Annotated in this window: 16 protein-coding genes; 4 read left to right on the top strand and 12 right to left on the bottom strand. The window is 64.1% G+C overall.

Annotation, left to right across the window (positions count from 1 at the left end):
* Window positions 1-93: 93 nt before the first annotated feature.
* Both aqpZ and EA187_RS02435 read right to left on the bottom strand, forming a co-directional pair.
* Window positions 94-855 carry an aquaporin Z gene (gene aqpZ / locus EA187_RS02440; RefSeq protein ID WP_127779049.1) on the bottom strand — a complete coding sequence of 254 codons (762 nt, stop codon included), beginning with the start codon at window positions 853-855 and terminating at the stop codon, window positions 94-96.
* A gap of 215 nt (window positions 856-1,070) precedes the next feature.
* The gene (locus EA187_RS02435) at window positions 1,071-2,693 is read right to left on the bottom strand and encodes a collagen binding domain-containing protein (RefSeq protein ID WP_127779048.1); all 1,623 of its coding nucleotides are present in this window, start codon (window positions 2,691-2,693) and stop codon (window positions 1,071-1,073) included.
* A 352-nt stretch (window positions 2,694-3,045) separates the two neighbouring features.
* On the opposite strand from EA187_RS02435, the gene EA187_RS02430 reads away from it, so the two are divergent.
* On the top strand, window positions 3,046-3,627 hold the full coding sequence (locus EA187_RS02430; protein WP_127779047.1) for a zinc metalloprotease: 582 nt from the start codon (window positions 3,046-3,048) through the stop codon (window positions 3,625-3,627).
* A gap of 71 nt (window positions 3,628-3,698) precedes the next feature.
* Here EA187_RS02430 and EA187_RS02425 read toward each other — a convergent pair whose 3' ends face one another.
* The 10 genes from EA187_RS02425 to EA187_RS02380 all read right to left on the bottom strand — a co-directional run bounded on the left by EA187_RS02425 (window position 3,699) and on the right by EA187_RS02380 (window position 16,169).
* On the bottom strand, window positions 3,699-4,229 hold the full coding sequence (locus EA187_RS02425; protein ID WP_115603089.1) for a hypothetical protein: 531 nt from the start codon (window positions 4,227-4,229) through the stop codon (window positions 3,699-3,701).
* Window positions 4,230-4,375: 146 nt separating this feature from the next.
* Window positions 4,376-4,663: a PG0541 family transporter-associated protein gene (locus EA187_RS02420; RefSeq protein WP_127779046.1), complete on the bottom strand. Its 288-nt coding sequence runs from the start codon at window positions 4,661-4,663 to the stop codon at window positions 4,376-4,378.
* The gene (locus tag EA187_RS02415; RefSeq protein WP_127779045.1) at window positions 4,660-7,746 is read right to left on the bottom strand and encodes an efflux RND transporter permease subunit; all 3,087 of its coding nucleotides are present in this window, start codon (window positions 7,744-7,746) and stop codon (window positions 4,660-4,662) included. The genes EA187_RS02420 and EA187_RS02415 overlap by 4 nt, the downstream gene beginning before the upstream one ends.
* A gap of 102 nt (window positions 7,747-7,848) precedes the next feature.
* A complete protein-coding gene (locus tag EA187_RS02410; RefSeq protein WP_115603092.1) occupies window positions 7,849-9,048 on the bottom strand; it encodes an efflux RND transporter periplasmic adaptor subunit in 1,200 nt (399 codons plus the stop codon).
* The gene (locus EA187_RS02405; RefSeq protein ID WP_127779044.1) at window positions 9,041-10,498 is read right to left on the bottom strand and encodes a TolC family protein; all 1,458 of its coding nucleotides are present in this window, start codon (window positions 10,496-10,498) and stop codon (window positions 9,041-9,043) included. Before EA187_RS02405 ends, EA187_RS02410 begins: the two co-directional genes overlap by 8 nt.
* Entirely contained in the window at window positions 10,491-10,970 is a 480-nt protein-coding gene (locus tag EA187_RS02400) for a GbsR/MarR family transcriptional regulator (RefSeq protein WP_127779043.1), read from the bottom strand. The genes EA187_RS02405 and EA187_RS02400 overlap by 8 nt, the downstream gene beginning before the upstream one ends.
* 275 nt (window positions 10,971-11,245) lie before the next feature.
* The gene (locus tag EA187_RS02395; RefSeq protein ID WP_127779042.1) at window positions 11,246-12,250 is read right to left on the bottom strand and encodes an MYXO-CTERM sorting domain-containing protein; all 1,005 of its coding nucleotides are present in this window, start codon (window positions 12,248-12,250) and stop codon (window positions 11,246-11,248) included.
* Between the two features lie 58 nt (window positions 12,251-12,308).
* On the bottom strand, window positions 12,309-13,427 hold the full coding sequence (locus tag EA187_RS02390; protein ID WP_127779041.1) for an MYXO-CTERM sorting domain-containing protein: 1,119 nt from the start codon (window positions 13,425-13,427) through the stop codon (window positions 12,309-12,311).
* Between the two features lie 134 nt (window positions 13,428-13,561).
* A complete protein-coding gene (locus EA187_RS02385) occupies window positions 13,562-14,764 on the bottom strand; it encodes a DUF790 family protein (RefSeq protein ID WP_127779040.1) in 1,203 nt (400 codons plus the stop codon).
* Window positions 14,751-16,169 (bottom strand): DEAD/DEAH box helicase family protein, encoded by a 1,419-nt coding sequence (locus EA187_RS02380; protein ID WP_115603098.1) that lies wholly within the window; start codon window positions 16,167-16,169, stop codon window positions 14,751-14,753. Before EA187_RS02380 ends, EA187_RS02385 begins: the two co-directional genes overlap by 14 nt.
* 111 nt (window positions 16,170-16,280) lie before the next feature.
* Between EA187_RS02380 and EA187_RS02375 the strand changes: the two genes are divergently transcribed.
* Genes EA187_RS02375 through mpl form a run of 3 tightly spaced genes read left to right on the top strand, consistent with a single transcriptional unit; the run spans window position 16,281 to window position 20,612 of the window.
* Window positions 16,281-18,434: a serine/threonine protein kinase gene (locus EA187_RS02375; RefSeq protein WP_127779039.1), complete on the top strand. Its 2,154-nt coding sequence runs from the start codon at window positions 16,281-16,283 to the stop codon at window positions 18,432-18,434.
* A gap of 24 nt (window positions 18,435-18,458) precedes the next feature.
* Entirely contained in the window at window positions 18,459-19,133 is a 675-nt protein-coding gene (locus tag EA187_RS02370; RefSeq protein WP_115603100.1) for a PilZ domain-containing protein, read from the top strand.
* 24 nt (window positions 19,134-19,157) lie between these two features.
* The gene (mpl, locus tag EA187_RS02365) at window positions 19,158-20,612 is read left to right on the top strand and encodes a UDP-N-acetylmuramate:L-alanyl-gamma-D-glutamyl-meso-diaminopimelate ligase (RefSeq protein WP_127779038.1); all 1,455 of its coding nucleotides are present in this window, start codon (window positions 19,158-19,160) and stop codon (window positions 20,610-20,612) included.
* Window positions 20,613-20,726 lie beyond the last annotated feature (114 nt).

Here is a 20,726-nt window from a genome sequence, read left to right as displayed (position 1 = left end):
ACGTCTTCCCCCGGCGGTCAACGTCTCTTTGTCTCCCGTCAGAACGATGCGCCACGAAAACGCCCCCGTCTCCGGGGGCGTCCGCACCTCCTATCACACCGGCCTTGCCGCCGCGTCCGGTGGGACCTCAACCGCGCGCTCATCTTCTGCCGTCTCGGTGCTGCGCTCGCCAAGGGCCCGGTAGAGCAGCGCTCCTCCCACCCCGCCGGCGATGGGAGCCAGCCAGAAGAGCCAGAGCTGGGAGAGCGCCCAGTCGCCCACAAAGAGCGCCACGCCGGTGCTGCGGGCCGGGTTCACCGAGGTGTTGGTGACCGGGATGCTGATCAGGTGAACCAGCGTGAGGGCCAGCCCGATCGCCACCGGGGCCACCGCGGCGGGCACGCGCTTGTGGGTCGCCCCCATGATCGCGAAGACAAAGAGCGTCGTCATGACCACTTCAATGGTCAGCGCCGAGAGCAGGGAGTAGCCCCCTGGCGAGTGTTCCGCGTAGCCGTTGGCGGCGAAGCCGTCGGCGAGCGTGAAACCGGGGGTGCCGCCGGCGATCATGTAGAGGACGGCGGCTGCGACGATGCCGCCGAGTACCTGGACTGCGATATAAGGCAGCACATCTCGCCCCGGGAAACGTCCGCCGATCCAGAGGCCCACCGAAACCGCCGGGTTGATATGACACCCGGAGATGTCACCGATGGCGTAGGCCATGACCAGAAGCGCCAGGCCGAAGCCCAGCGCGACGCCGATAATTCCGACCCCGATTTCGGGGAAGGTTCCAGCGAGCACTGCCGTGCCGCATCCGGCCAGCACCAGGAAAAACGTCCCTACAAACTCCGCCAGCAGACGTCCGAATCGTGCGTTCATGGCGTGCTCCTTGGACCGCTTCCGAGCGCGGTACCATCGCGTCCATTGAGCCCGCAGGAAGTGCGAGCCCTGCCTGAAAACGTAGGAGCGTCGGGCCGAAGACCAAAGCCGGGGGGGGATGGCACGAGGCTTCTGCCCAAAAGCTGGGTACGAAAAACGCCCCCGTTTCCGGGGGCGTTTTTCGATCAAAACTCAGCGCAAACGCAGCTCAGGTATCACTGCTTGTAGAACACACCGCGCAGGTCCTCGGTGGTCGAGATCGCCGAGTCAGCGCGGCGGGCCGTAGCGCGGAACTGGTAGTACATGCCCTCTTCAAAGGGCCCATCGTAATCCACACTGAGATTGGTGTTACCGCCCGCGGGGGGGATGTCTGTGGCCTCCCAGACGATATCGCCGTAGGCGTTGAACACGACCACATCGTAACTCTGGGCGTTGCTGGCCGGGCCCCAGGTCAGCGTGGGGGGCTCGCTGAGCCCTTCGGGACCTTCGGCGCCAGGGCTGACGGTGTCCAGCGCGGCGGTAACCTTGAAGGAAGGCGTCACATCGAAGCTGCCCTCCCCGGCCTCAATGGTGGTCCGCACAAGCTCGGTGCCGGAGATCCCTTCATCGGGATCACGAACGAGCTCGTCGTTCTCAAAGCCTGCCAGCACGTAGTAGTCGCCGGCGGGAACGCCCTCGATGGTCCATTCGCCATCGATGTTCGGTGCCCCGGAGCGCGGAGCGCGCAGACCGGCGGGCACCTCACCGCGCACCGAAACCTCGTCGAAGGTCGAGGCGACCACAAAGACCACCGAGCTCTGCAGGCCGCCGGAGGCCGCCACGATCTGAATCTGACCGCTGACGTCTTTAAGACCCTCCGCCGACTCGGTGAGCACCACGTTGTCGACGGGGGCGTCGGCCATGCTCACCTGCTCGGGCTCCACCTGGGTGCCGGCGATGTAGCCCCGCACCTGATACTCGCCAGGGGGTACGTTGAAGATCGTAAACGCGCCGTTGCGAGCCGAGACGCCGCTGATTCCGGTATCCGGATCGCTCTCGGCCACCACCAGCACGCCACCGAGCCCGCCGCCAATGTCCACTCGCCCGCTGATCGACGCAAACCCCTGATCACTCTCCGGGAGGGCCAGCAGCGCCACGTCGGTCTGAGCCGTGTCGATCACCAGGCCACCACCCTCGGCATCGGCCACCGCGGTGGTCGTGTCGATGGGCAGCGCCGTGCGTAACCCGCCGGGGAAGGTCTGGAAGTCGGCGGCGCTTCCGCGCAGCGTAAAGAACTGCTGCACCGGCGCCCCCTCCGCATCACGCAGCGCGGGGATCTGCAGACGGTAGGCCCCCGACGCATCGCTCACCGACACATCGCTCAGGGCGCTGCCCTCCTCGTTAAACGCGATGATCTGAGCGCCTTCGATGGCATCAAGGGTGGTCGAATCAAAGACCTGCCCCTGCACGAAGAGTTCGGTATGGCAGCGATCTTCGCCACTCTCCGTGGCCTCACACACAAGCCCGGGCGCACATTGATCATTGGTCCGGTCGCAGGCAGCGGCTTCGGAGAGAAGGCATCGCGAGTCCTCGCCAGCGGCCGGCACCACGCAGCTGGCATCGGGACCGCAGATCGAGGGGTCGTCCTCGATGTCGCAACGTCCGCCATCGGGATGCAGGCAGCGAGTATCCCCCTGAGCATCGGCGCGACACACCAACGTAAAGTCGCTGCCTTCACAGGGCTCGGCGACCTCGGGATCACAAACCTCCCCGGGGCCAGCGGCATCAGAACACCCACCGCAGGCCTGAGCAAAGACCAGCCCCAACGCTGCACACACCAGCCATCGTGCGTTCTTCATAAGACGCCTCCACAGCGCGTCGCCTCCGGCGACGCATATTGATTCAGTTGTAGCGAGTAGTGCTAAGGCGAAGTCTACCGGGCTCAGGCGGCCGCCGTCAGCCCCCAAGATGTTACGAGGTGTTAGAGGATAGCCCGCAAGCGATGCTTGAAGCTCCCCTGCCCCCGGCACGCGATGGGACTGTCGAGGCCCGGCGCCCCCCTGCGCCGCAACGCCTGGCACTCCGGGCGCGATGCTCACACGCACAAGAGCCTTCCGGGGCCGAGAGCGCAATCCCATCCTCGATGGGTGGCCCGATGAGGATGGGGGGCATGAAAGACCGGCGCGCAACCTCAGTGTGGCGCTCCGGGAGATGCGCCGCATCTACGCAGCAACAGGGCTGGAGATTCACACCATCACGTACAACGATCTCGAAGGCCGCTACGGTCAAACCCTGGCCGTGCCGCAGTCCACGGAGGCCCTTTGCACAGATATGCGAGAAGCCATGAGCGAGGCGGCCCTTCCCGGCCTTAACGTCGTCGTGGTTCGCCATTACGCCCAGGGTGGGCTGCTCGGACTCTCCTGCGGGATCCCTGGTTTTCCCTCGCGGCCCGACATCTCCAACTCCGGGGTGACCGTGGCCGGCTTTCTTTTGACGCACGACCCCTGGTTGTTCGGCAGCGTCATGGCCCATGAGATGGGCCACTACCTGGGACTCTTTCACACCACGGAGTTTCACGGACTCCTCCATGATCCCATCGACGACACCCTGGAGTGTCACTGGAGCCAGGACTACACGCGCGACCGCGTCTTGAGTGCTGACGAGTGTGCCGAGCACGGCGGCATCTACAACATGTTCTGGTCGGGCCCGCAGGAGTCCGACTTCCTGCAACACACCGTCACCGAGGGGCAGCGTTTTGTACTGATGCGAAATCCGATGGTCGAAACCTACTGAGCCTTTCCGATCAAAAAAAGCCCCCGTTTTCGGGGGCTTTTTTGATCAAAACAAAAACTTAACCTCACAACCTACTGCGCCCGATATACCAATCTGTACGTCACCGGCAGGGGGAGCTGCTCGTTCTCTACACGCACACGGATCTCCATGCGTCCGTCGTCCAACATGCGGTAGTCGGTGCGAAAGGGCCCCCCTTCGGTGAGCATCGTCACACGCAGCACCTCGCCACGCAGTCCGGCGCTAAAGTGCACCGTTTTTCCGTCGTCACCCTCCCTCGATACGCGCTCCCCCGAGAGGGGAATGGCCACCGCCGGGCGATCTTCGCCCTGAACGGTGACCGTCTCGGCGCTCTGCTCAAGACGCAGGCGCGTATCCGGGCCGTCGGTCTTTTTGAGGTAACGCCTGGCGAGCGCGCGCTTGATGGGATTCATCTCTTCGAGCGCGGGCTCGAAGGCATCGAAGAAGTCGTCGCTTGCCGCCTCATCGAGCACATAGCTGCCGCTGAAATCCGGCGTCTGTGCCGAGGCCGTCGAAGCCATGCCCGTCGCCAGGAGCGCGAGCGCGAATAACGATGTCACCAACAACTTGCGCAGCGTTTGCATAAAAAGATCCGGGGGAGAAGGTCGTGGCCATACATCGGACGAGGTGGCACCTCATAGGTCATCAACGATGCTACTAAATTAGCGCACCTCCCATCGCGATGACAGCCCGGACCTTCCCCCCGGGGGAGAGACAACGCTCTCCTCCTTTAAATAACCCGCTCTACCGGGCTCACAAACGCGCGCAGTCCGCGCCCCTGGGCGTCGAGTTCGGAGAGCGCCTCAAGAAAAGCCTCGAGGTGTTCATCTTCAACCACCACGTACATCGCCCCGTTAAGCGAGGGCCAGATGTGGTTTCCCATATGCGGCTCGCCGGTGGTGGTGCCGCGGCCCTGCACTCCGTTCCAGCGCGTAAAGCCGCGAAGTTCAAGCGCATCAAGCAGGTGAATCAGGCGCTCGGAGAGCACCTCATTGTAGGTAATCATCACGGCTTTCACGTCATACCTCCGGTCTCGGTCTTGGCGTTGCGCTCAAACATTCCATAGAGCACCGGCACGATGATCAGTGTGACCACCGTCGAGAAGCTCAATCCACCGATGACCGAGATGGCCATCGGCTTCCAAAGCTCGGCCCCCTCGCCAATCTCCAGCGCCAGCGGAATCATCGCCAGGATGGTCGTCAGGGTTGTCATCAACACCGGACGCAGACGCGATACGCTGCCCTCGACAATGGCCTCAAAGATGGGCTGCCCGCGCCCCTGCAACAACTTGATGTAGTCAATGAGCACGATGGCGTTTTTCACCACGATACCCACCAGAATGATCGCCCCGATAAGCCCGATGACACTCAGCGGGGTGTCCGTGACCAGAAGCGCCAGGATCACACCGGTGAAGGCAAAGGGAATCGAGAACATGATGACAAAGGGCTCTTTGAGCGACTCAAACTGCCCGGCCATCACCAGGTAAACGAGGATCAGACTCAGGGCGAGGATGAGGAAGAGATCCTGGAAGGACTCCTGCTGCTCCTGGAAGTCGCCGCCGTAGGTGATGGCGATCTGCGGAGGCAGGTTCTGCGCGTCGACCCACTCGCGCACATCGTCCATCACCAGGTTCAGGGGGCGCCCCTCGATACCGGAGGAGACCGTGAGCATGCGCTCACGGTCGATGCGCTCGATGTTGGGAGGCACCATGAACTCTTTGATCTCGCCCAGGTCTTCGACACGAACGCGCGAGCCAGCCGGCGTGTTGATCGTCATCTCCCGGACCTGCTCCAGCGAACCTCGCTGACCCTCGGCGTAGCGAAGCACCACATCGTACTCGTCGCCGTCGCGGCGGAAGATCGTGGCGGTCTGTCCGGCGATGTTGCCCCGCACCACCTGGGCCACCTGTGCCGAGGTCAAACCGAAGTCACTGAGGCGCTCGCGGTCAAAGACGATCTCAAACTCCGGGCGGCTCTCTCCGCGACTTAAGTTGACGTCGCGGGTGCCCTCAATGCCCTCCATATGCTCGGCCAGGTCGCGGGCCAGCGCGGTGGTCTGCTCCAGGTCGAAGCCGCGAATCTCCACAGACACCGGCTGCGCGCTACCGGCGCCACCACTGTTGCCGGAGGTCACCTTGGAGGTCACGATCTCGGGCGTTCCCGCCATGATGCCGCGGACCTGATCGGCCACCTCAAAGACCGAACGCTCCCGCTCATCCTGATCGACAAGCTCCATACGCAGCTGAAACTCGTTTTTGCCCCCGCCCACGCCACCAAACATCGATCCGCTGGTGCCGCTGGTGCTGTTGAGACGCTTGAGTTCGGGAACCGACGCATTGATCTCGGCCTCAAGCCTTCCCACCACCTCGGAGGTGTAGTCGAGACTTCGGCTGGTTTCCAACTCGCCGCTCACCGTGACAAAACCGTCATCGCTGATGGGCATAAACTCGGTCCCCACCCGCGGCACCAGTGCGACGCTCACGCCAAAGACCGCAAGGGCTGCGAGCATGGTCGTTTTGCGAAAACGCACCGCGACGCGCAGGCTGCCGCGGTAGACCGCCTCAATGCCCCGAAGTCCTTTATCAATGCCGCGGGCCAGCGCTTTAAGCGGCCCGCGCCCCTCTTCATCGACGGGCTTCATCATCAACGAGCCCATCATCGGGGTGAGCGTGAGCGCAGCCACCGTGGAGGTCACCACCGTGACCACGACAATGGCGCCCAGCTGGCCGAACCACACGCCGGTCTGACCTTCCAGGAAGGTCAGCGGCAAGAAGACCGCCACCACCGTGAGGGTGGTGGCCACAACCGCCACACCCACCTCCCCGGTGCCGTGAATCGCGGCCTCCCTGGGTGTCGATCCCCGCTCGATATGCTGCATGATGTTCTCGAGCACGACGATGGCGTCATCGACCACCATCCCCAGCGCGATCGAGAGCGAGCTCAACGAGATCATGTTCAGCGTCGAGCCCACAAGCGTCAGGTAGATAAAGCCCACGATAAGCGAGACCGGGATCGTCGCGGCGATCACGATCGTGGCCCGCCACTGGCGCAAGAAGATCAGCACCACGAGCACCACGAAGACCACCGCATAGAAGAGCACCGAGCTCAGGTTGTTGATCGCATCCACGATGAAGTCGGAGGTGTCGATGATCAGCGTCATCTCCACATCATCGGGCAGAGACGCGGCGATCGCCGGCATCTGCGCCATGACCCGCTCGCTGACCTCGACGGTGTTGGCCTCGGTCTGCTTCTGCACCGCGAAGGTCAGGCCCTGACGGCCGTTCACGCGCGAGATGGCGTCTTCGTCGGCAAAGCCCTCCCGAATGCTGGCGACCTGATCCAGCGTGACCTGACGGCCCTGGAAGTTGGCCACAATCACCCCGCCGATATCGTCCACGGAGCGAAACTCGGTGTTCACGCGCAGGTTGTAGCTCTCGGTCCCCAGGTCCACTCGCCCGGCCGGCGAGGAGATGTTCTCGGCCTGCAACGCCTGGGCGATACGCGAGACGTCGAGGTTGTAGGCGCGCAGGCGCTCCGGATCGAGCACCACCTGCACCTCGCGGCTGGGTGCGCCGGTCACCGAGACATCGCCCACCCCGCTGATGCGGTTGATGGGGTTGACGATATAATCGTCGATGATCTGCTCGAGCTCCGGATAACTCTCCTCGGCGGTCACCGAGTAAATGACCACCGGAATGGCGCTGGCGTCGAACTTCTGAATGATGGGGTCGTTGACATCATCGGGCAGCAAAAACTCCGCCTGCCCCAGGCGGTCGCGCACGTTGTTGGTGGCCTCGTCCATATTGGCGCCACCGTTGAATTCCAGGGTGACCACCGAGACGTTGTCCATCGAGGTGGAGGTGATCTCCAGAAGCTCCGGGGTGGTGCCCAGCGTGCTCTCCAGGTGCTCGGTGACGTTGCGCTCAACCTCCAGCGCCCCGGCACCCTCGTAGCTTGTGATCACCGAGATGATGGGGGAGTCGACCTCCGGAAAGAGGTCCACCGGAAGGCGAATGTAGGAGTAGATGCCAAAGACCATGATGGCGATAAAGACCATCGAGGTGGCAATAGGCCGGGAAACGGCCAGACGAAAGATGTTCATAATACGTCCTCAATGCAGCAAAACAGGTAGCGTCGCCGCAGCCGGCAAATCACCACCCGGGGGCGCGAGCGCGCAGGGATAGCGACTGCGCGCTCGCCAGCATCAACCGGGCTGGTCGGCGCGCTCCGCCTCTTCGGCGGCCTTTTCTTCTGCGCGCACATCGCGCTCATCGACCTCCGGGGTCACCTCATCGCCCTGCTCCGACTGACCTTCGGGCGCCCCCACCACCTCGACCTCGGTGCCCTCATTGAGGCGCGACATCCCCTCGGTCACCACCTGCGCATCGGGCTCAAGGCCTGAACGCACAAGCTGACGATCCTCAAAACGCTCGCCAGCTTCGATGAAGGCACGGTGAGCTTTGCCCTGCTGCACGACCCAGACAAAGGGCTCGTCGCGACCCGGCTGAGTCTGCAGCGCGCTGCGCACCACAAAAAGCCCCTCCACCTCGCCGAGCTCCAGGCTGGCCCGGGCCGACATCCCCGGGCTGAGTCGCCCGTCTTCATTGTCGAGGCGAATCTCAACCCGGAAGCTGCGGCTATCCGGTGAGATGGTGGGGTTGATGCGCGTGACCTCTCCGGCAAAATCTTCGCCCGGATAGGTGTCCAGGTTCACCGTGGCCTTCATGCCCATCTTCACCTGCGGGAAGTAGCGCTCGGCCACATCAATGATGACCTTGAGCGGATCGAGCTGCTGCACCGTCAGGAGCGACGGGGTTTGAGCGCCGGCCACGAACTGCTCACCGGCCACAAAGTAGCGGTGGGTCACCATCCCCTCGATGGGGCTTGTGAGCACGGTGTTGCTCCGAAGAAGCTCAATATTGGTGCTGATGGAGTCATACGCCGCCTGAGCCTGCTCAAGCTGTTGACGCGCCATCGCGCCGATGTCCACGAGGCGTTTGGCGCGGTCGAGTTCGGTCTTCGCGGTACGCAGTTCAACCTGCGCCTGGCGAAGGGTGGCGTCATCCATCCTGGCGAGCACCTGACCGCGGCGCACCCGGTCGCCCTCCTGAACCAACATGCGTTCGATGCGCGTGCCCTGCTGGCCGGTGATCTGCGCCACCTCCCAGGCCTCAAGCGTCCCGGAGTAGGTCGCGCGCCGGGGCAGCGTGAGCTGCTCCGGTGAGCTCACACGCACCGGCGCGGCGCGCTCCACGGTCGCTTCGACCTCGGAGCTGCTCTCATCGGCCGGGGGCTTGCATGCCGCGCTGCTGATGAGCAGTGCCAGCATCGTGACCACTACCGCACCGCGTCGCAGACCGCTCTTAAAGGTCGTTGTCGAGTTCATCATCATCCCTTCAGTCATCGTTCTCGCTCCCGGCTCCGACCAGCTCTTCGAGGTCGAGCATCGCGTTTAAGTAATCGTTGAGCGCGGCGGTGTAGTTGAGCCGCGCGTCGGTCAGCGCGCTCTCCGCGTCGTTGACCTCCATCAGGCCGTACGCGCCCTCTTCGTAGCTTGCCTGCGCGATCGCATAGCCGCGCTCGGCCTGGGCGACGTTGCGCTCCTGAGCCTCAATGGTCTTCTCCAGGTCGGTCAGTCGGGCCTGCGCGATCTCAAACTCGGAGCGCAGCGACTGGCGCAGAAACTCCTCCTGCAGCCCCAGACGCAGCTGGTCGACCTCGGCCTGCTCCACCCGCTGACGCAACCCCGGGCTGAAGATCGGCACCGAGAGGGTCAGCCCGGCGATCGCCGTCTCCCCCCATTCGTAATCCCAGAACTTCAGGTCGTTGCCCTGCCCCTGGTAGGTAAAACTCCCGAAGGCTGCCAGCGTCGGCCAGTAGGCGGCCTTCTCCAGGGCCACCTGCCGCTCCACCAGACTGCGCTGACCGGTGAGCTGAATCAGGTCGGCGTTCTGCTCGAAGTTAGGCTCCAGCTCGGCCGCATCGGCCTCGGCAAAACGTTCGCGCAACGAACCCGCCAGCCGGATGTCTTCATCGATAGGAATCGCCGTGAGCAGCTTGATGTAATTGAGCGCCCCCTGATGGTTGCTGAGCGCGCGACTGAGCTCCGGCTCCACGTTGCGAACCTGCACCTCGGTGCGAATCAGGTCGTACTCCGGCGCCACGCCCTGCTCGTAGCGCGCGCGAACAAGCTCCAGGTTCTTCTGCAGGGTCTCATAGCTCTCCTCAAGCACCTCAAGGGACTCCAGGGTGATGAGCCCGTTGAGGTAGGCGCGTTGCACCTCCACCTGGACCGTGGTCTGGGAGGCCTCAACCACCTGCCGGCTCAGCTCCGCGCTGGCCTCGGCCAGATCGATGCTGCGGTTTAGCTGCGTTGACCAGAGCGGCACCGAGACCTGCGCCGAGAGGTTGAAGTTGTGCTTGTTTCCGGTGCGCAACACCCCGCCGCCGAAGGGACTGTCTTCGGGAAGCACGATAAAGGGCGTGCGGATGTAGTTGGAGTACTGGCCCTCGGCACTGACCTGGGGGAGCCGCCCGTAACGCGCTTCTTTTAAGGCCAGCTCCGCGCTCTGCACATCGGCCTGCGCCAAGGCGATCTGGTTGCCCCGGGTGGTGGCCCGCTCCATCGCTTCTTCCAGAGTCAGCAGCCGGGTCGATGCAACCTGCGCCTCGGAGCCCTCACGGTCATCCTCGCTCGACACCTCTGGCTGCACGTTGGCCGGCGAGTCGGCCTGGTTCATCTCCGGTGGCCTATCAGGAACATCCTGAGCCCAGGCCGGCGCGCTTACCAGCAAAAGCGCGGCGGCCCCGAGGGCACCGACGCCGCCCGTACGCATGGTTCCTCGCTTACGCATCGGCACCCTCCTCGCAGTTCGCTTCCTGACGTTCGCGCCAGCGAATCAGCATCGCGTCCATATCCTCGACCAGAAAGCGATGCCACCTCTGCATCCTCGTCAGACGGTGACGCGCCACGATGTTGTCTTCGGGAAGACCCGGGATCGTGTCGTCGAGCAGCTCCAGCACGGTGACCATCCGGCGACGCGCCCGCGCCAGCGAAACCTCAAAGGCATCGGGCGCAAGGCGGTAGTAGGTGTGGCGATCGCCGGGAACGGTGGTCCGCTCCAAGAGCCCCATTCCGTCGAGCAGGCGCGTATTGGTGCTGATCGAGGCCTTGCTCACCTGAAGGCTCTCGGCCATATCGTCGAGAGTCAGCGCCCGATCCTCAATCAGCGCCAACCCGAAGATGCGACCGGCGATGCGCGGGGCACCGTCCTCCTCAAAGAGCAGGCCGAAGCGCTCGATGAACTCGATCTCTGCGTCATTCATAGGTTCGTCTCAGTGGGTGTTTGACGTTCGAAACATCGTTCATATGAAACATTCAGTATGAACTGAACAAACTAACGGCGCTAATCTGTAGACTATTTCACCAGACGTCAACGCCGGCGCCACCCGCATCCACCAAACCCCTCAAAAACCCAACAAAATCAAGAACCTAACCCCAACACCGCCACCTGAATAAAAATAAAAAACGCGCGACCCTCCGGGCCGCGCGTCTCTCTGGTACTTCGTTGAACGTTGACTCAGGCCCCCCCGGCCTCCCTTCAGGTCGCGTTGCGCCTGCGCCAGACCACGCCCAACATCGCCAACGCCAGCGCCATCATGCCAGCCGGTGAGCCCCCGGTGCTGCTGCAGCCCCCACCCTCGTCGTTCGGACTGCCAGCGGGCTCTCCCACATCCCAGCCGCCAACGTCAGCGCCCGGACCGACGTCACCTTCCCCGGCATCGCCAGCTCCGACATCACCATCGTCCGGGTCGCCCTCCACCGGCGGCACTATGGTGCATCCTTCAATGTCATCCCATTCGGTGGTGCCAAAATCCCAGGGCATCTCCCCTTCAAAGTGGTTGCACTTGTCTGGCGCACAGAGCTCCGTCGTTTCACCGGGGCCACCGTCGCCGCTGAGGGCCACGACGCGCACACAGTCGATATTCGACAGGACAAACCCCTGAAACATCCCGACGTGATCGCTGAGGTAGCGTTGCTTGAGGACCGTATCGCCGCGCTGCAGCTCCACGTCATAACTGATCGCCCCGGGCACCTCGCCAATGCGGATCATCTGATATGCGTCGCCCCACTCGCAGCTGTTGCCGGTGCTCTCGGCATAGGTCTCGCGATACCAGGTCAGCTCAGGTGCGCCCTCGACCGGAGCCCACACATGGTCCGCGACGACCTCAAAGCTCCGCTCAAAGTCATCCTGGTACGCTTCGCTGTAGATGACGCGCATGCGGTAGGAGCCCTCGGCCAGAGGCTCTTCCGGCACGAGCTCGCGCACAAACCCGAAGAACGAGGCCTGGCCGGTGCGCTCCACACGCACCGGTACCGGCTCCCCGACCGCGTCCACAAGCTCGATGGTCGGGTCGATATCCGACCCGTTAAAGAAGATCAAAAGCTGCGCATCGGGCGCCACCACCGCACCTTCGGCGGGGAGCGCATCGACCACGTATTCCAGCGCCGGGTCACAGGCTTGCGCCTCCTCCACCCAAGCAGCGCTGGCCAGCATCACGCCAGCGCCGAACGCCAGGACTGTTCCCAAGTTCAACGTCGTCATCGCAAAACTCCCGGCCGCCGCACCCGGCGACCCGCAATCGTTGTGAAACGTGTCATCGTCAGCGACGGCGTCGCCACACCATGGCCAGCGCACCGAGCAGCAGGCTCAGCACGCCACCGGAGGGACCACCGGTCGATGAGCAGCCACCTCCGGCCACCGCGTCGCCGGCATCTCCGCCGCTCTGACCGACATCATCAGAGCCCGTATCGGCACGCTCTCCCACATCCTGTTGAGGATTCTCGCCAGCATCATCGCCCGGCCCAGGCCCCACATCATCACCGGCATCCTCCCCGACATCATCACCGGCATCCTCCCCGACATCACTGCCGACCGGCACATCGCCCTCATCGGGATCGCCCGGGCAGCCGCCCTCCATCACAAGGCTCCAGTCCGTGGTTCCAAGCGCGCCGGGGCTTTCATCGAGGTCGTAATGACGGCATTTTTGCGGCACGCAACGCTCCGACACCTCACTCTCGGTGCCATCGCCTCGGATGGCGTAGGCGCGCACGCAGCGGACATCCCTCAGGGTGATCCCGTGCTCGATCTCGGCTCGACCGGCCACCGGGCCGACTTCAAACGCCCTATCCACGTCGGTCTCCACTTCCACGCGATAAACCACCGCGCCTTCGCCAGGGGCCAGAGCGATGCGGTGATGCTCATCGCCAAACTCGCAGGAGTTGCCCACGGCCTGGTCGTATGTCTCCCGGTACCAGGTCAGCGCAGGCGGCGCAGGCGGCGCAGGCCAGGCCGCATCGGCATCGACCTCAATGACGCGCTCGAAGTTATTCTGCGGAGCATACTCAAACTGAGCACGCAGCGTGTAGGTCCCCTCGGCCAGCGGGGCGCTCGGGTCCACAGCATGAGCAACGCCGAAGCGCGACGCCAGGTGGCTCGTGAGCACCGAGGTCGGCACAAGCTCGTCATCGGCGTCTCGAAGCTCGATGGTCGGAAGCTGCCCGACCCCGCTGCCAAAGAGCCACATGGTCACCTCGGGGGCCACCTGATCTCCTTCGAGCGGGTAGGCCTCGTTGATCTGACCGGGAGGCGGCATACACGCATCGGCCTCCGCCACCTGCCCGACCATCATCGCCCCGCCTACCGCAAGCCCCACAAGGGCCGCTCCTGCCACCTGATAACTTCGCATCATCGTCTCGCTCTCTTTTACGCCATCAACCATTCCGTCCTCGACGCGGGATGCCTGCCACTGTGCCCGCAGCGCTTGCTCGCTGCCAGCACCCCGCGCACCTCCGCGCTCCGCCTGCACCTTCCTCAGGCGGCCCCTGCAACAATGAGGCTGAGCCTGGACCGTGCTTACCCGATCCCCAGCGCGTGGCGGGCCGCTTCGACCACCTTGTCACTCAGGATCACCCCCTTAAAAAACACCACCCCGGCCGCCCCGGCCTCCATCTTCTCGCGGTCGGCGCGAAGCCGCTCGCTGACCACCAGGATCACCGGCCGCTCGCTCTTCAGCGCTGCCAGCCGTTCCAGACGCCTGCGCAGATACCCCGCTCGCCAGGCCCCCACGATCTCCAACAACGCCTCCCGCCCCCCGGGCTCCCGCACCACGTAATCGGTCACCAGCACCTCATTGTCGCCCAGATCGACGATCTCCCCCTGACGCACAAGCTCCCAGCCCTGCGGTGCCTGGTCGGGAAAGCGCTCCTCAAACCACTGCTCCTCCTCGGCCACCCACTGCCCCCGCACCCGACGTCCGCTCGTTAGCCCCTGGTCCGGTCCCAGCTCAAAGGTGCGTTCTTTGTTATCCCAATCGACCACCGCATCGAGCTGCCAGCCCTTGAGATGCAGTACCGCTGGCAAAAAACTGGCCATCGAGAGCCCGTAGCGCTTCCCTCCCTTGAGCACACTGGCCGGCCCGTCGACCTCGATCACATAGCCGCCTTTGACCCGCTCGGTGCGATGCATCAGCCGGTGAAACTTCAACATCTGAAAGAGGTAACGCAGCCGATTCGAGTCCTGCCCCTTGAGCGTGATCTTCAGGGTCAGCGCGCGATAAAGCACCGCCTGAGCCAGCGCCAGGTTGTAGCGGTGCAGAAGCCCCTCGGCGTCAATGGCCTTAAATGAAGAGAGCACCTGGCGCTCTTCAAGATCGGCGTAGAGCGCCACCTCAAGTGCCTCAGCGCTCAGGCCCATCGCTTCACCCACCTGCGCAAGCACCGCAGCGCGCGCCTCATCGCGGTGGGGGTTTCCCGCCTTCGCCGCCGCCAGAAAGAGCGCCTCGCGCACATCTGCGGGCTCCGCCTCAGCCCGGACTTCAAACGCACTGCGGTCATAGAGAAGTTTCGCAAGCCCCCGCCAGATCAAAAAATCGGTGCCGTGGCCGATGGCCTCTTCCACCCGCTCGTCGACCAGCGCCCGCGCTTTATGGAGATGCCCGCTGAAGATCCCCACCAGTGCCTGCGCCCGTTCCCGGGCCTCTGGCGCGTCCACGTCCAGGTAGCGCGGCACGATGGCACCGCGCGTCTTTTTTACCCGCAAAAGATCACTGGTAAGCATCGTGCTCCCGACGTCGCTGGCTCACAAACCCCTCGACCGAATCCGCCGTCACCAACTCATAGAGCAACGCCCTCTTCCCCTCTCCTCGCCGCAGAATACGCCCCAGACGCTGCACATGCTCCCGGACACTACCGGAGCCGGCCAGGATCATCGCCACCGAGGCCTCCGGAATGTCCACCCCCTCGTTGAGCACCTTGCTTGTCACCAGCACGCGGTAGGTTCCCTCCCGCACGCGTTTTAAGATCTCGCGTCGTTCCTTGATCTTCGTCTCATGGGTGATGGCCGGACAGAAGAGCGCCTCACTGATGGCATAGACCGAGGCGTTATCGTTGGTGAAGATCAGCACCCTCTCATCGGGATGCTCATCGAGGAGCTCATAGAGCAGCGCCAACTTCTCCTGATGCACGAGCGCCAGGCGTTTTTGCAACCTGTGAGCCTTGAGCGCGCGCCGCCCCTCATCGGAGCGGCTCGTAGCCGCCAGAAAGTTACGCCAGCCATGGCGCCCGCCCAGGCGAATGCCCTGCGACTCCACAAAGCCGCGGTAGACCGCGCGCGCCTCCTCATAGATCGCGCGGTCCTCGTCATTCATCGCAACGTCCAGCGTGCGGACCTCGTAGTCAGCGAGCACCTCCCCGGCGAGCTCTTTGATTGAGCGACGGTAAACCTGAGGGCCGATGAGATCGTCGAGATCGCGTTCTTTTCCGTCACTTCGCTCCGGCGTGGCGCTCAGCCCCAGCCGAAAGGGCGCGATACTTTGCAGGGCCGCCTGCCGGTAGACCTCCCCGGGCAGGTGATGCGCCTCATCGAAGATCACAAGGCCAAAACGATCCCCCAATCGTTCCATATGAATCGCCGCCGAATCGTAGGTCGACACCGTGATGCGCTCGACCTGGTGGTAGCCTCCACCAAGCATGCCGATCGGCTGCCCGAAGGCCGCCTCAAGGTTCCCCACCCACTGCGTCATGAGATCGATGGTGGGCACCACCACCAACGTGGTGCGCCCGGTGAGTTCAATGGCCATCGATGCCACATAGCTCTTTCCCGCACCGGTGGGCAGCACCACCACCCCGCGCCTTCCCCCCTGGCCCCAGGCCTCCAGCGCCTCGGCCTGATGGTCGTAGGGCTTAAAGCGTCGCCCTTCCATCTTCAAATCATGCTCAACGTAGGCGCGGGCCTCATCGTGCAGGCTCAACCCCGAGCGCACCAGCGCCGCGAGCACCTGCCGGTAGCGCCAGGCCGGTGCCCGCCAGGCCTCCACCCGGGCATCATAGACCCACCCCGGCCCGGCCGCGCCCTGCTCCCGCGCCACACCCCGCAACACCAGCGTCCCCTCTTCAAAGGAGAGCACCGCCCGGGATTCCCCGTCAGCCTTCTCCCCGCAGTCGTGTTCTTTGATACTGGACATCGTAAGATTCTGTGTCCCGCTTGGATTGACCTGCTCCGGGGCCGTTGATAGCCTGAGCTGGCTTAAGGATGATGCCAACCATAGGTCTATGCCCCAGGGGAGTCCACCTCCGTGGTCGTCTTCGATGCAACATATAGCTTAGAGCCAGGACACCTCTTTGAGGGTAAGTACCGCATCCTGCGCGAGCTCGGCCGAGGCGGCTTCGGCATGGTGTACCTGGCATTCCAGGTGGCCATGGACCGCCACGTCGCCCTCAAAGTGCTCAAACCCGGGGTAGGCTCCGAGGCGCCCAGCGCGCGCGAGCGCTTCCTGCGCGAAGTCAAAATCATCAGTAAACTTCGCCACCCCAACACCGTCACGATCCATGATTATGGCGAGACGTTTGAGGGCGTCGTCTACATGGTGCTGGAGTTTGTCGAAGGCGCCACGCTCAAAGACATCCTCCGGGCCGAGGGTGCCCAGCCCCCGATGCGCGCGCTGGCGCTGACCCGCCAGATCACCCGTTCTCTGGCCGAAGCGCATCGCCATGGCATCGTGCACCGCGATCTGAAACCCGCCAACATCATGGTCACCGACCTGGATACCGAGCCCGACTTCGTCAAAGTGCTCGACTTCGGGGTGGCTCGCCTTCTGGGCAAGCAGAACGACGATCTCACCTCCATCGGCGTGCCCGAGGGCGAGCGCGCGCTCATCGGCACCCCGCGCTACATGAGCCCAGAGCAGGTCCGCGGCGAGTCACTCACGGGCGCAAGCGACCTCTACGGCATGGGGCTTATCCTCTACGAGATGCTCGTCGGCGAGCCGGCGGTGCAGGGCGACACCACGATGGGATTGATCAGCCAGCAGCTCACGCCAGAGCCGCTGCGCCTGCCCAGTCTGATGGCGCTGCACCCGCTGCTCCAGGATCTCATCCGCACAGCCACCCAGAAGAACATCGCCCGACGCTTTCGCTCCGCCGAGGAGTTCTGCGAGACCATCGACCACGCCATGATGGCCCTCTCCCAGGAGCAGGGCTACTCGCCGGCGACCGGGGGCTACTTTGCAGTCAGCGGCAACTTCAACTCCGTACCCCGCACCGACCCCAGCGGTGTTCATCCGCATACCCCGCGCCACACCCATCAGCACACGCCGCGGCCGCGCGCGCGAGGGCCACACCATGCCGCCGCTCCCGCTCCCGCCGCAGGCTTGGGTGCGAGCCTGAGTTCTTCCACCGGTGCCCCATCCGGCGCCGGGGCGGGCTGGATCCAGGGTAACCTCACCGATCGCGACTTCGGCACCGGTCCGGCCAGCGGCGCTCTGAGCCCGGCGGAGTCGGCACCTTTCGTCGGCAACCAGGTCGACTACGAGCCTTCGGAAGAAAAGATTCTGGGCATCCCCAGCTCCGAGCTTCCGCTGCCCCCGGATGCCTACTCCAACAACAGCCCTTTCGCTCCGGTCACCCCTCAGGTACCGGCTCCGCCAACGGCGGCGAGCAGCCCCGGCGTGCACACGACCGCCGCCCACGCCACCGTCTCACCTTCCCCCAAACCGCCCCCCCGCGCGGGCTCCGATGATAATTTGATCTCGTTTGCCTTCACCGTCGTAAAGCTCATCTTTTTGAGCATTCTGTCCATCTTCTTCTGCTACATCACCTTCATCACCACCGGCGCCTTGCTGGGCGACTTTGCCCACGGCACCGTCAAATTGGGGGTCGCCAGCACACTCGCGCTCTCGATCCCGATCTTTACGGCCCTGGGTGAAAACAGCCAGAAGGAGCGCTTCCACGTCGTCAAACGTCCCACCGACCGTCTGGCGCGTATCTTTATCGGGACGACGATCTTCGCCGCAGCGGCCTGCATCATCATGTCCTTTGCGATGGCGGGGCGAGTGACCGACTTTCTGCGCAACGACCCCAACTGGTTCTTCCGCGAGAACGTCGACGTAAACTTCGAGCCCACCCCGGTCACCGAGGCCAACCGCTCCCTCTCGTATACCATGGCCGACGGCATCGAGGTCGCCATGACGAAGATCGGCCTCTACGATGGCCAGCCCACCGCCGTGCAGGGTGGCGAGGGCGGCGTGATCGCCCCTCCGCCCGCCTCGACCCGCCCGCGCGCCACGCCGCCAGGCTCCCCCGAGCCGGCAGCGCCTGCCCCCGCACCGCAACCCGAGCGCCGCACCTCCCCGGCTCCCACGCGTCCCTCGATGCCGGCGCCCACGCGTCCGGGTAATATCCGCAACACCGAGAAGGATGACACCCAAAAGGGTGACTACGTCCGCTGGTAACCCCCGCCCTGGCTGAGGACGATCATGGCCACCGCCGCAAATCGACGCTCTCCCCGTATACTCGCCAGCCTCGATGTTATCTTGCAGACCGTCGATGGCGACGTGCCTTTCCAGACCCACGATGCCTCCTACGAGGGCGTCTTCATCGTCTCGAAAGAGCCGCTTCCGCTGCGCAAGCTCATTCGCTTTCGCACCCGTCTTCCCACGACCGGTGAAGAGCTGCAGATGCTGGGACTGGTCGCCCACACCCTGAGCGCCGGCGATGCCTACGAGAGCGGCAAGACCCCGGGAATGGGCATCCAGCTCTTCAGCCTGGGCAATGACACTGCCCGCCGCTGGCGCGACTTCATCGACGAGGCCTACGAGGCCAACCCGGAGGCCCGCGCTCAGGTCGAGCGCTCGCGTCGCCCGGCGGTGCGCGTGCGCATCCCCACCCCCTCGGTGTTGCAGAAGTTCCGCGAGGTGGATCTTGCCCGCGGCCAGCTCTTTTTGCGTACCCCCGATCTTCACCCGGCGGGCACCCGCGTGGACTGCCTGGTCTCCCACCCCACCAGCGGACAGACCCTGACCATCGACGCCCGCGTCGATGAGGTGGTCGACGGCTCGATTCGCGAGCGCGGGCTTCGCCTCTCGCTGACGCTTCCACACGACACCACCGAGCTCGACCGCTTCTTCGCCGGTCAGAACACCACCCACTGAACATCCCCTCCTCGCAGAGCCTCCATGACCGCCGAAAAGCCCCGCGACTTCCCCGCCCTTCCCGACGCCATTGAGCGCATCCACATCATCGGTATCTGCGGCACCGCCATGGGGAGCCTCGCCGCCATGCTCAAGGAGCGCGGCTTTGAGGTGCGCGGATCCGACGCGATCGCCTACCCGCCGATGAGCACCTGGCTTGAAGAGCGCGGCATCGACATCATGCGCGGCTACGACAAAGCCAACCTCGACTGGAACCCCGACATCGTCATCGTCGGCAACGTCAGCCGCGCGAGCTACGCCGACGCGGTGGCCACCCGCGAGCGCAACATCCCTTATCTGAGCCTGCCCGAGGCGCTGCGCCACTTCTTCTTTGAAGCGCGCCGCCCCCTCGTGCTCACCGGCACCCATGGAAAAACCACCACCACCGGCATGCTCGCCTGGATCCTCACTGACCAGGGCCGTGATCCGGGCTTTATGGTCGGCGGCATCACCGGCAACTTCGGCTCCAACTACCGCCTGGGCCACGGCGACACCTTTGTCATTGAGGGCGATGAGTACGACACCGCCTACTTCGATAAGGTGCCCAAGTTCTGGCACTACGCCCCCTTCCGCGCCACGATCAACAATCTGGAGTTCGACCACGCCGATATCTACGAGAACGTCGAAGACATCGAGCATGTCTTCCGGCGTTTCTGCGATCTGATCCCGGCCGAAGGCTCTCTCTGGGTCAACGGCGACGACCCGCGCGCGATGGCGGTCTCGGCGCATCGCCAGGACATCCGAAAGACCTTCGGGTTGGGCGAGGGCAACACGTTGCGCGCCACCGATCTTCGTTTTGAGAAGGGCCGCACCCGCACCACCATCACCCTCGGTGGTCAGGCACTCGGCGAGCTGGATCTGGCCACTCTGGGCGACTTCAACGTGCGAAATGCACTGGGAGCCACTGCCCTGGCGATGGACGAAGGCCTGAGCTTTGCGCAGATCGCCGACGCCATGCACCGCTTCAAATCGGTACGCCGACGCCAGGAGCACATCGCGCACGTGGATGGCATCGATATCTACGATGATTTTGCCCACCACCCCACCGCTGTCGGCGCAACCTTAAGCGCCATGCGCAGCCAGTTCCCCGACCGGCGCATCTGGGCGATCTTTGAGGCCAAAAGCAACACCTCTCGCCGTCGTGTCTTCCAGGACGACTATCCTCCGGCTTTTGCGCAGGCCGACCGCGTGATCCTCTCGCGTCCCTGGAAAAAAGACGACGATCTTCCCGAAGAGATGCGTGTCGACATCTCGGACATCGCCGAGTCCATCCGCCAGCTTGGCCCCACCACCGAGCTCATCGAAGAGGTCGACGACATCGTGCGCCACGTCGCCGGCCAGGCCGAGCCCGGCGACCTCATCGTCGGTCTCTCGGGCGCAGCATTTGGAGGGCTACATCATAAGCTCGCCAGCGCGCTGCGCGCGCGCCTTGAGACCTGAACCCGGCGCTCATACCCAAAAAAGTTTCCTTCGTGACGCAAACGCTCCGGCTCCCGCTCGATAACAGTCGCACACCCTCCACGACGGAGGGGCCTGACTGACCTTCGACAGGGA

This window comes from Lujinxingia sediminis (assembly GCF_004005565.1).
Classification (GTDB): domain Bacteria; phylum Myxococcota_A; class Bradymonadia; order Bradymonadales; family Bradymonadaceae; genus Lujinxingia; species Lujinxingia sediminis.
The sequence above is the reverse complement of the archived record's forward strand: the minus strand, read 5'-3'. Positions and strand labels throughout refer to the sequence as shown.

Excerpts from the sequence above, each read along its gene's own strand:
- aqpZ (WP_127779049.1), bottom strand. The coding sequence starts at position 855 with ATGAACGCACGATTCGGACGTCTGCTGGCGGAGTTTGTAGGGACGTTT.
- EA187_RS02435 (WP_127779048.1), bottom strand. The coding sequence starts at position 2,693 with ATGAAGAACGCACGATGGCTGGTGTGTGCAGCGTTGGGGCTGGTCTTT.
- EA187_RS02430 (WP_127779047.1), top strand. The coding sequence starts at position 3,046 with ATGCGCCGCATCTACGCAGCAACAGGGCTGGAGATTCACACCATCACG.
- EA187_RS02425 (WP_115603089.1), bottom strand. The coding sequence starts at position 4,229 with ATGCAAACGCTGCGCAAGTTGTTGGTGACATCGTTATTCGCGCTCGCG.
- EA187_RS02415 (WP_127779045.1), bottom strand. The coding sequence starts at position 7,746 with ATGAACATCTTTCGTCTGGCCGTTTCCCGGCCTATTGCCACCTCGATG.
- EA187_RS02410 (WP_115603092.1), bottom strand. The coding sequence starts at position 9,048 with ATGACTGAAGGGATGATGATGAACTCGACAACGACCTTTAAGAGCGGT.
- EA187_RS02405 (WP_127779044.1), bottom strand. The coding sequence starts at position 10,498 with ATGCGTAAGCGAGGAACCATGCGTACGGGCGGCGTCGGTGCCCTCGGG.
- EA187_RS02400 (WP_127779043.1), bottom strand. The coding sequence starts at position 10,970 with ATGAATGACGCAGAGATCGAGTTCATCGAGCGCTTCGGCCTGCTCTTT.
- EA187_RS02395 (WP_127779042.1), bottom strand. The coding sequence starts at position 12,250 with ATGACGACGTTGAACTTGGGAACAGTCCTGGCGTTCGGCGCTGGCGTG.
- EA187_RS02390 (WP_127779041.1), bottom strand. The coding sequence starts at position 13,427 with ATGGTTGATGGCGTAAAAGAGAGCGAGACGATGATGCGAAGTTATCAG.
- EA187_RS02385 (WP_127779040.1), bottom strand. The coding sequence starts at position 14,764 with ATGCTTACCAGTGATCTTTTGCGGGTAAAAAAGACGCGCGGTGCCATC.
- EA187_RS02380 (WP_115603098.1), bottom strand. The coding sequence starts at position 16,169 with ATGTCCAGTATCAAAGAACACGACTGCGGGGAGAAGGCTGACGGGGAA.
- EA187_RS02370 (WP_115603100.1), top strand. The coding sequence starts at position 18,459 with ATGGCCACCGCCGCAAATCGACGCTCTCCCCGTATACTCGCCAGCCTC.
- mpl (WP_127779038.1), top strand. The coding sequence starts at position 19,158 with ATGACCGCCGAAAAGCCCCGCGACTTCCCCGCCCTTCCCGACGCCATT.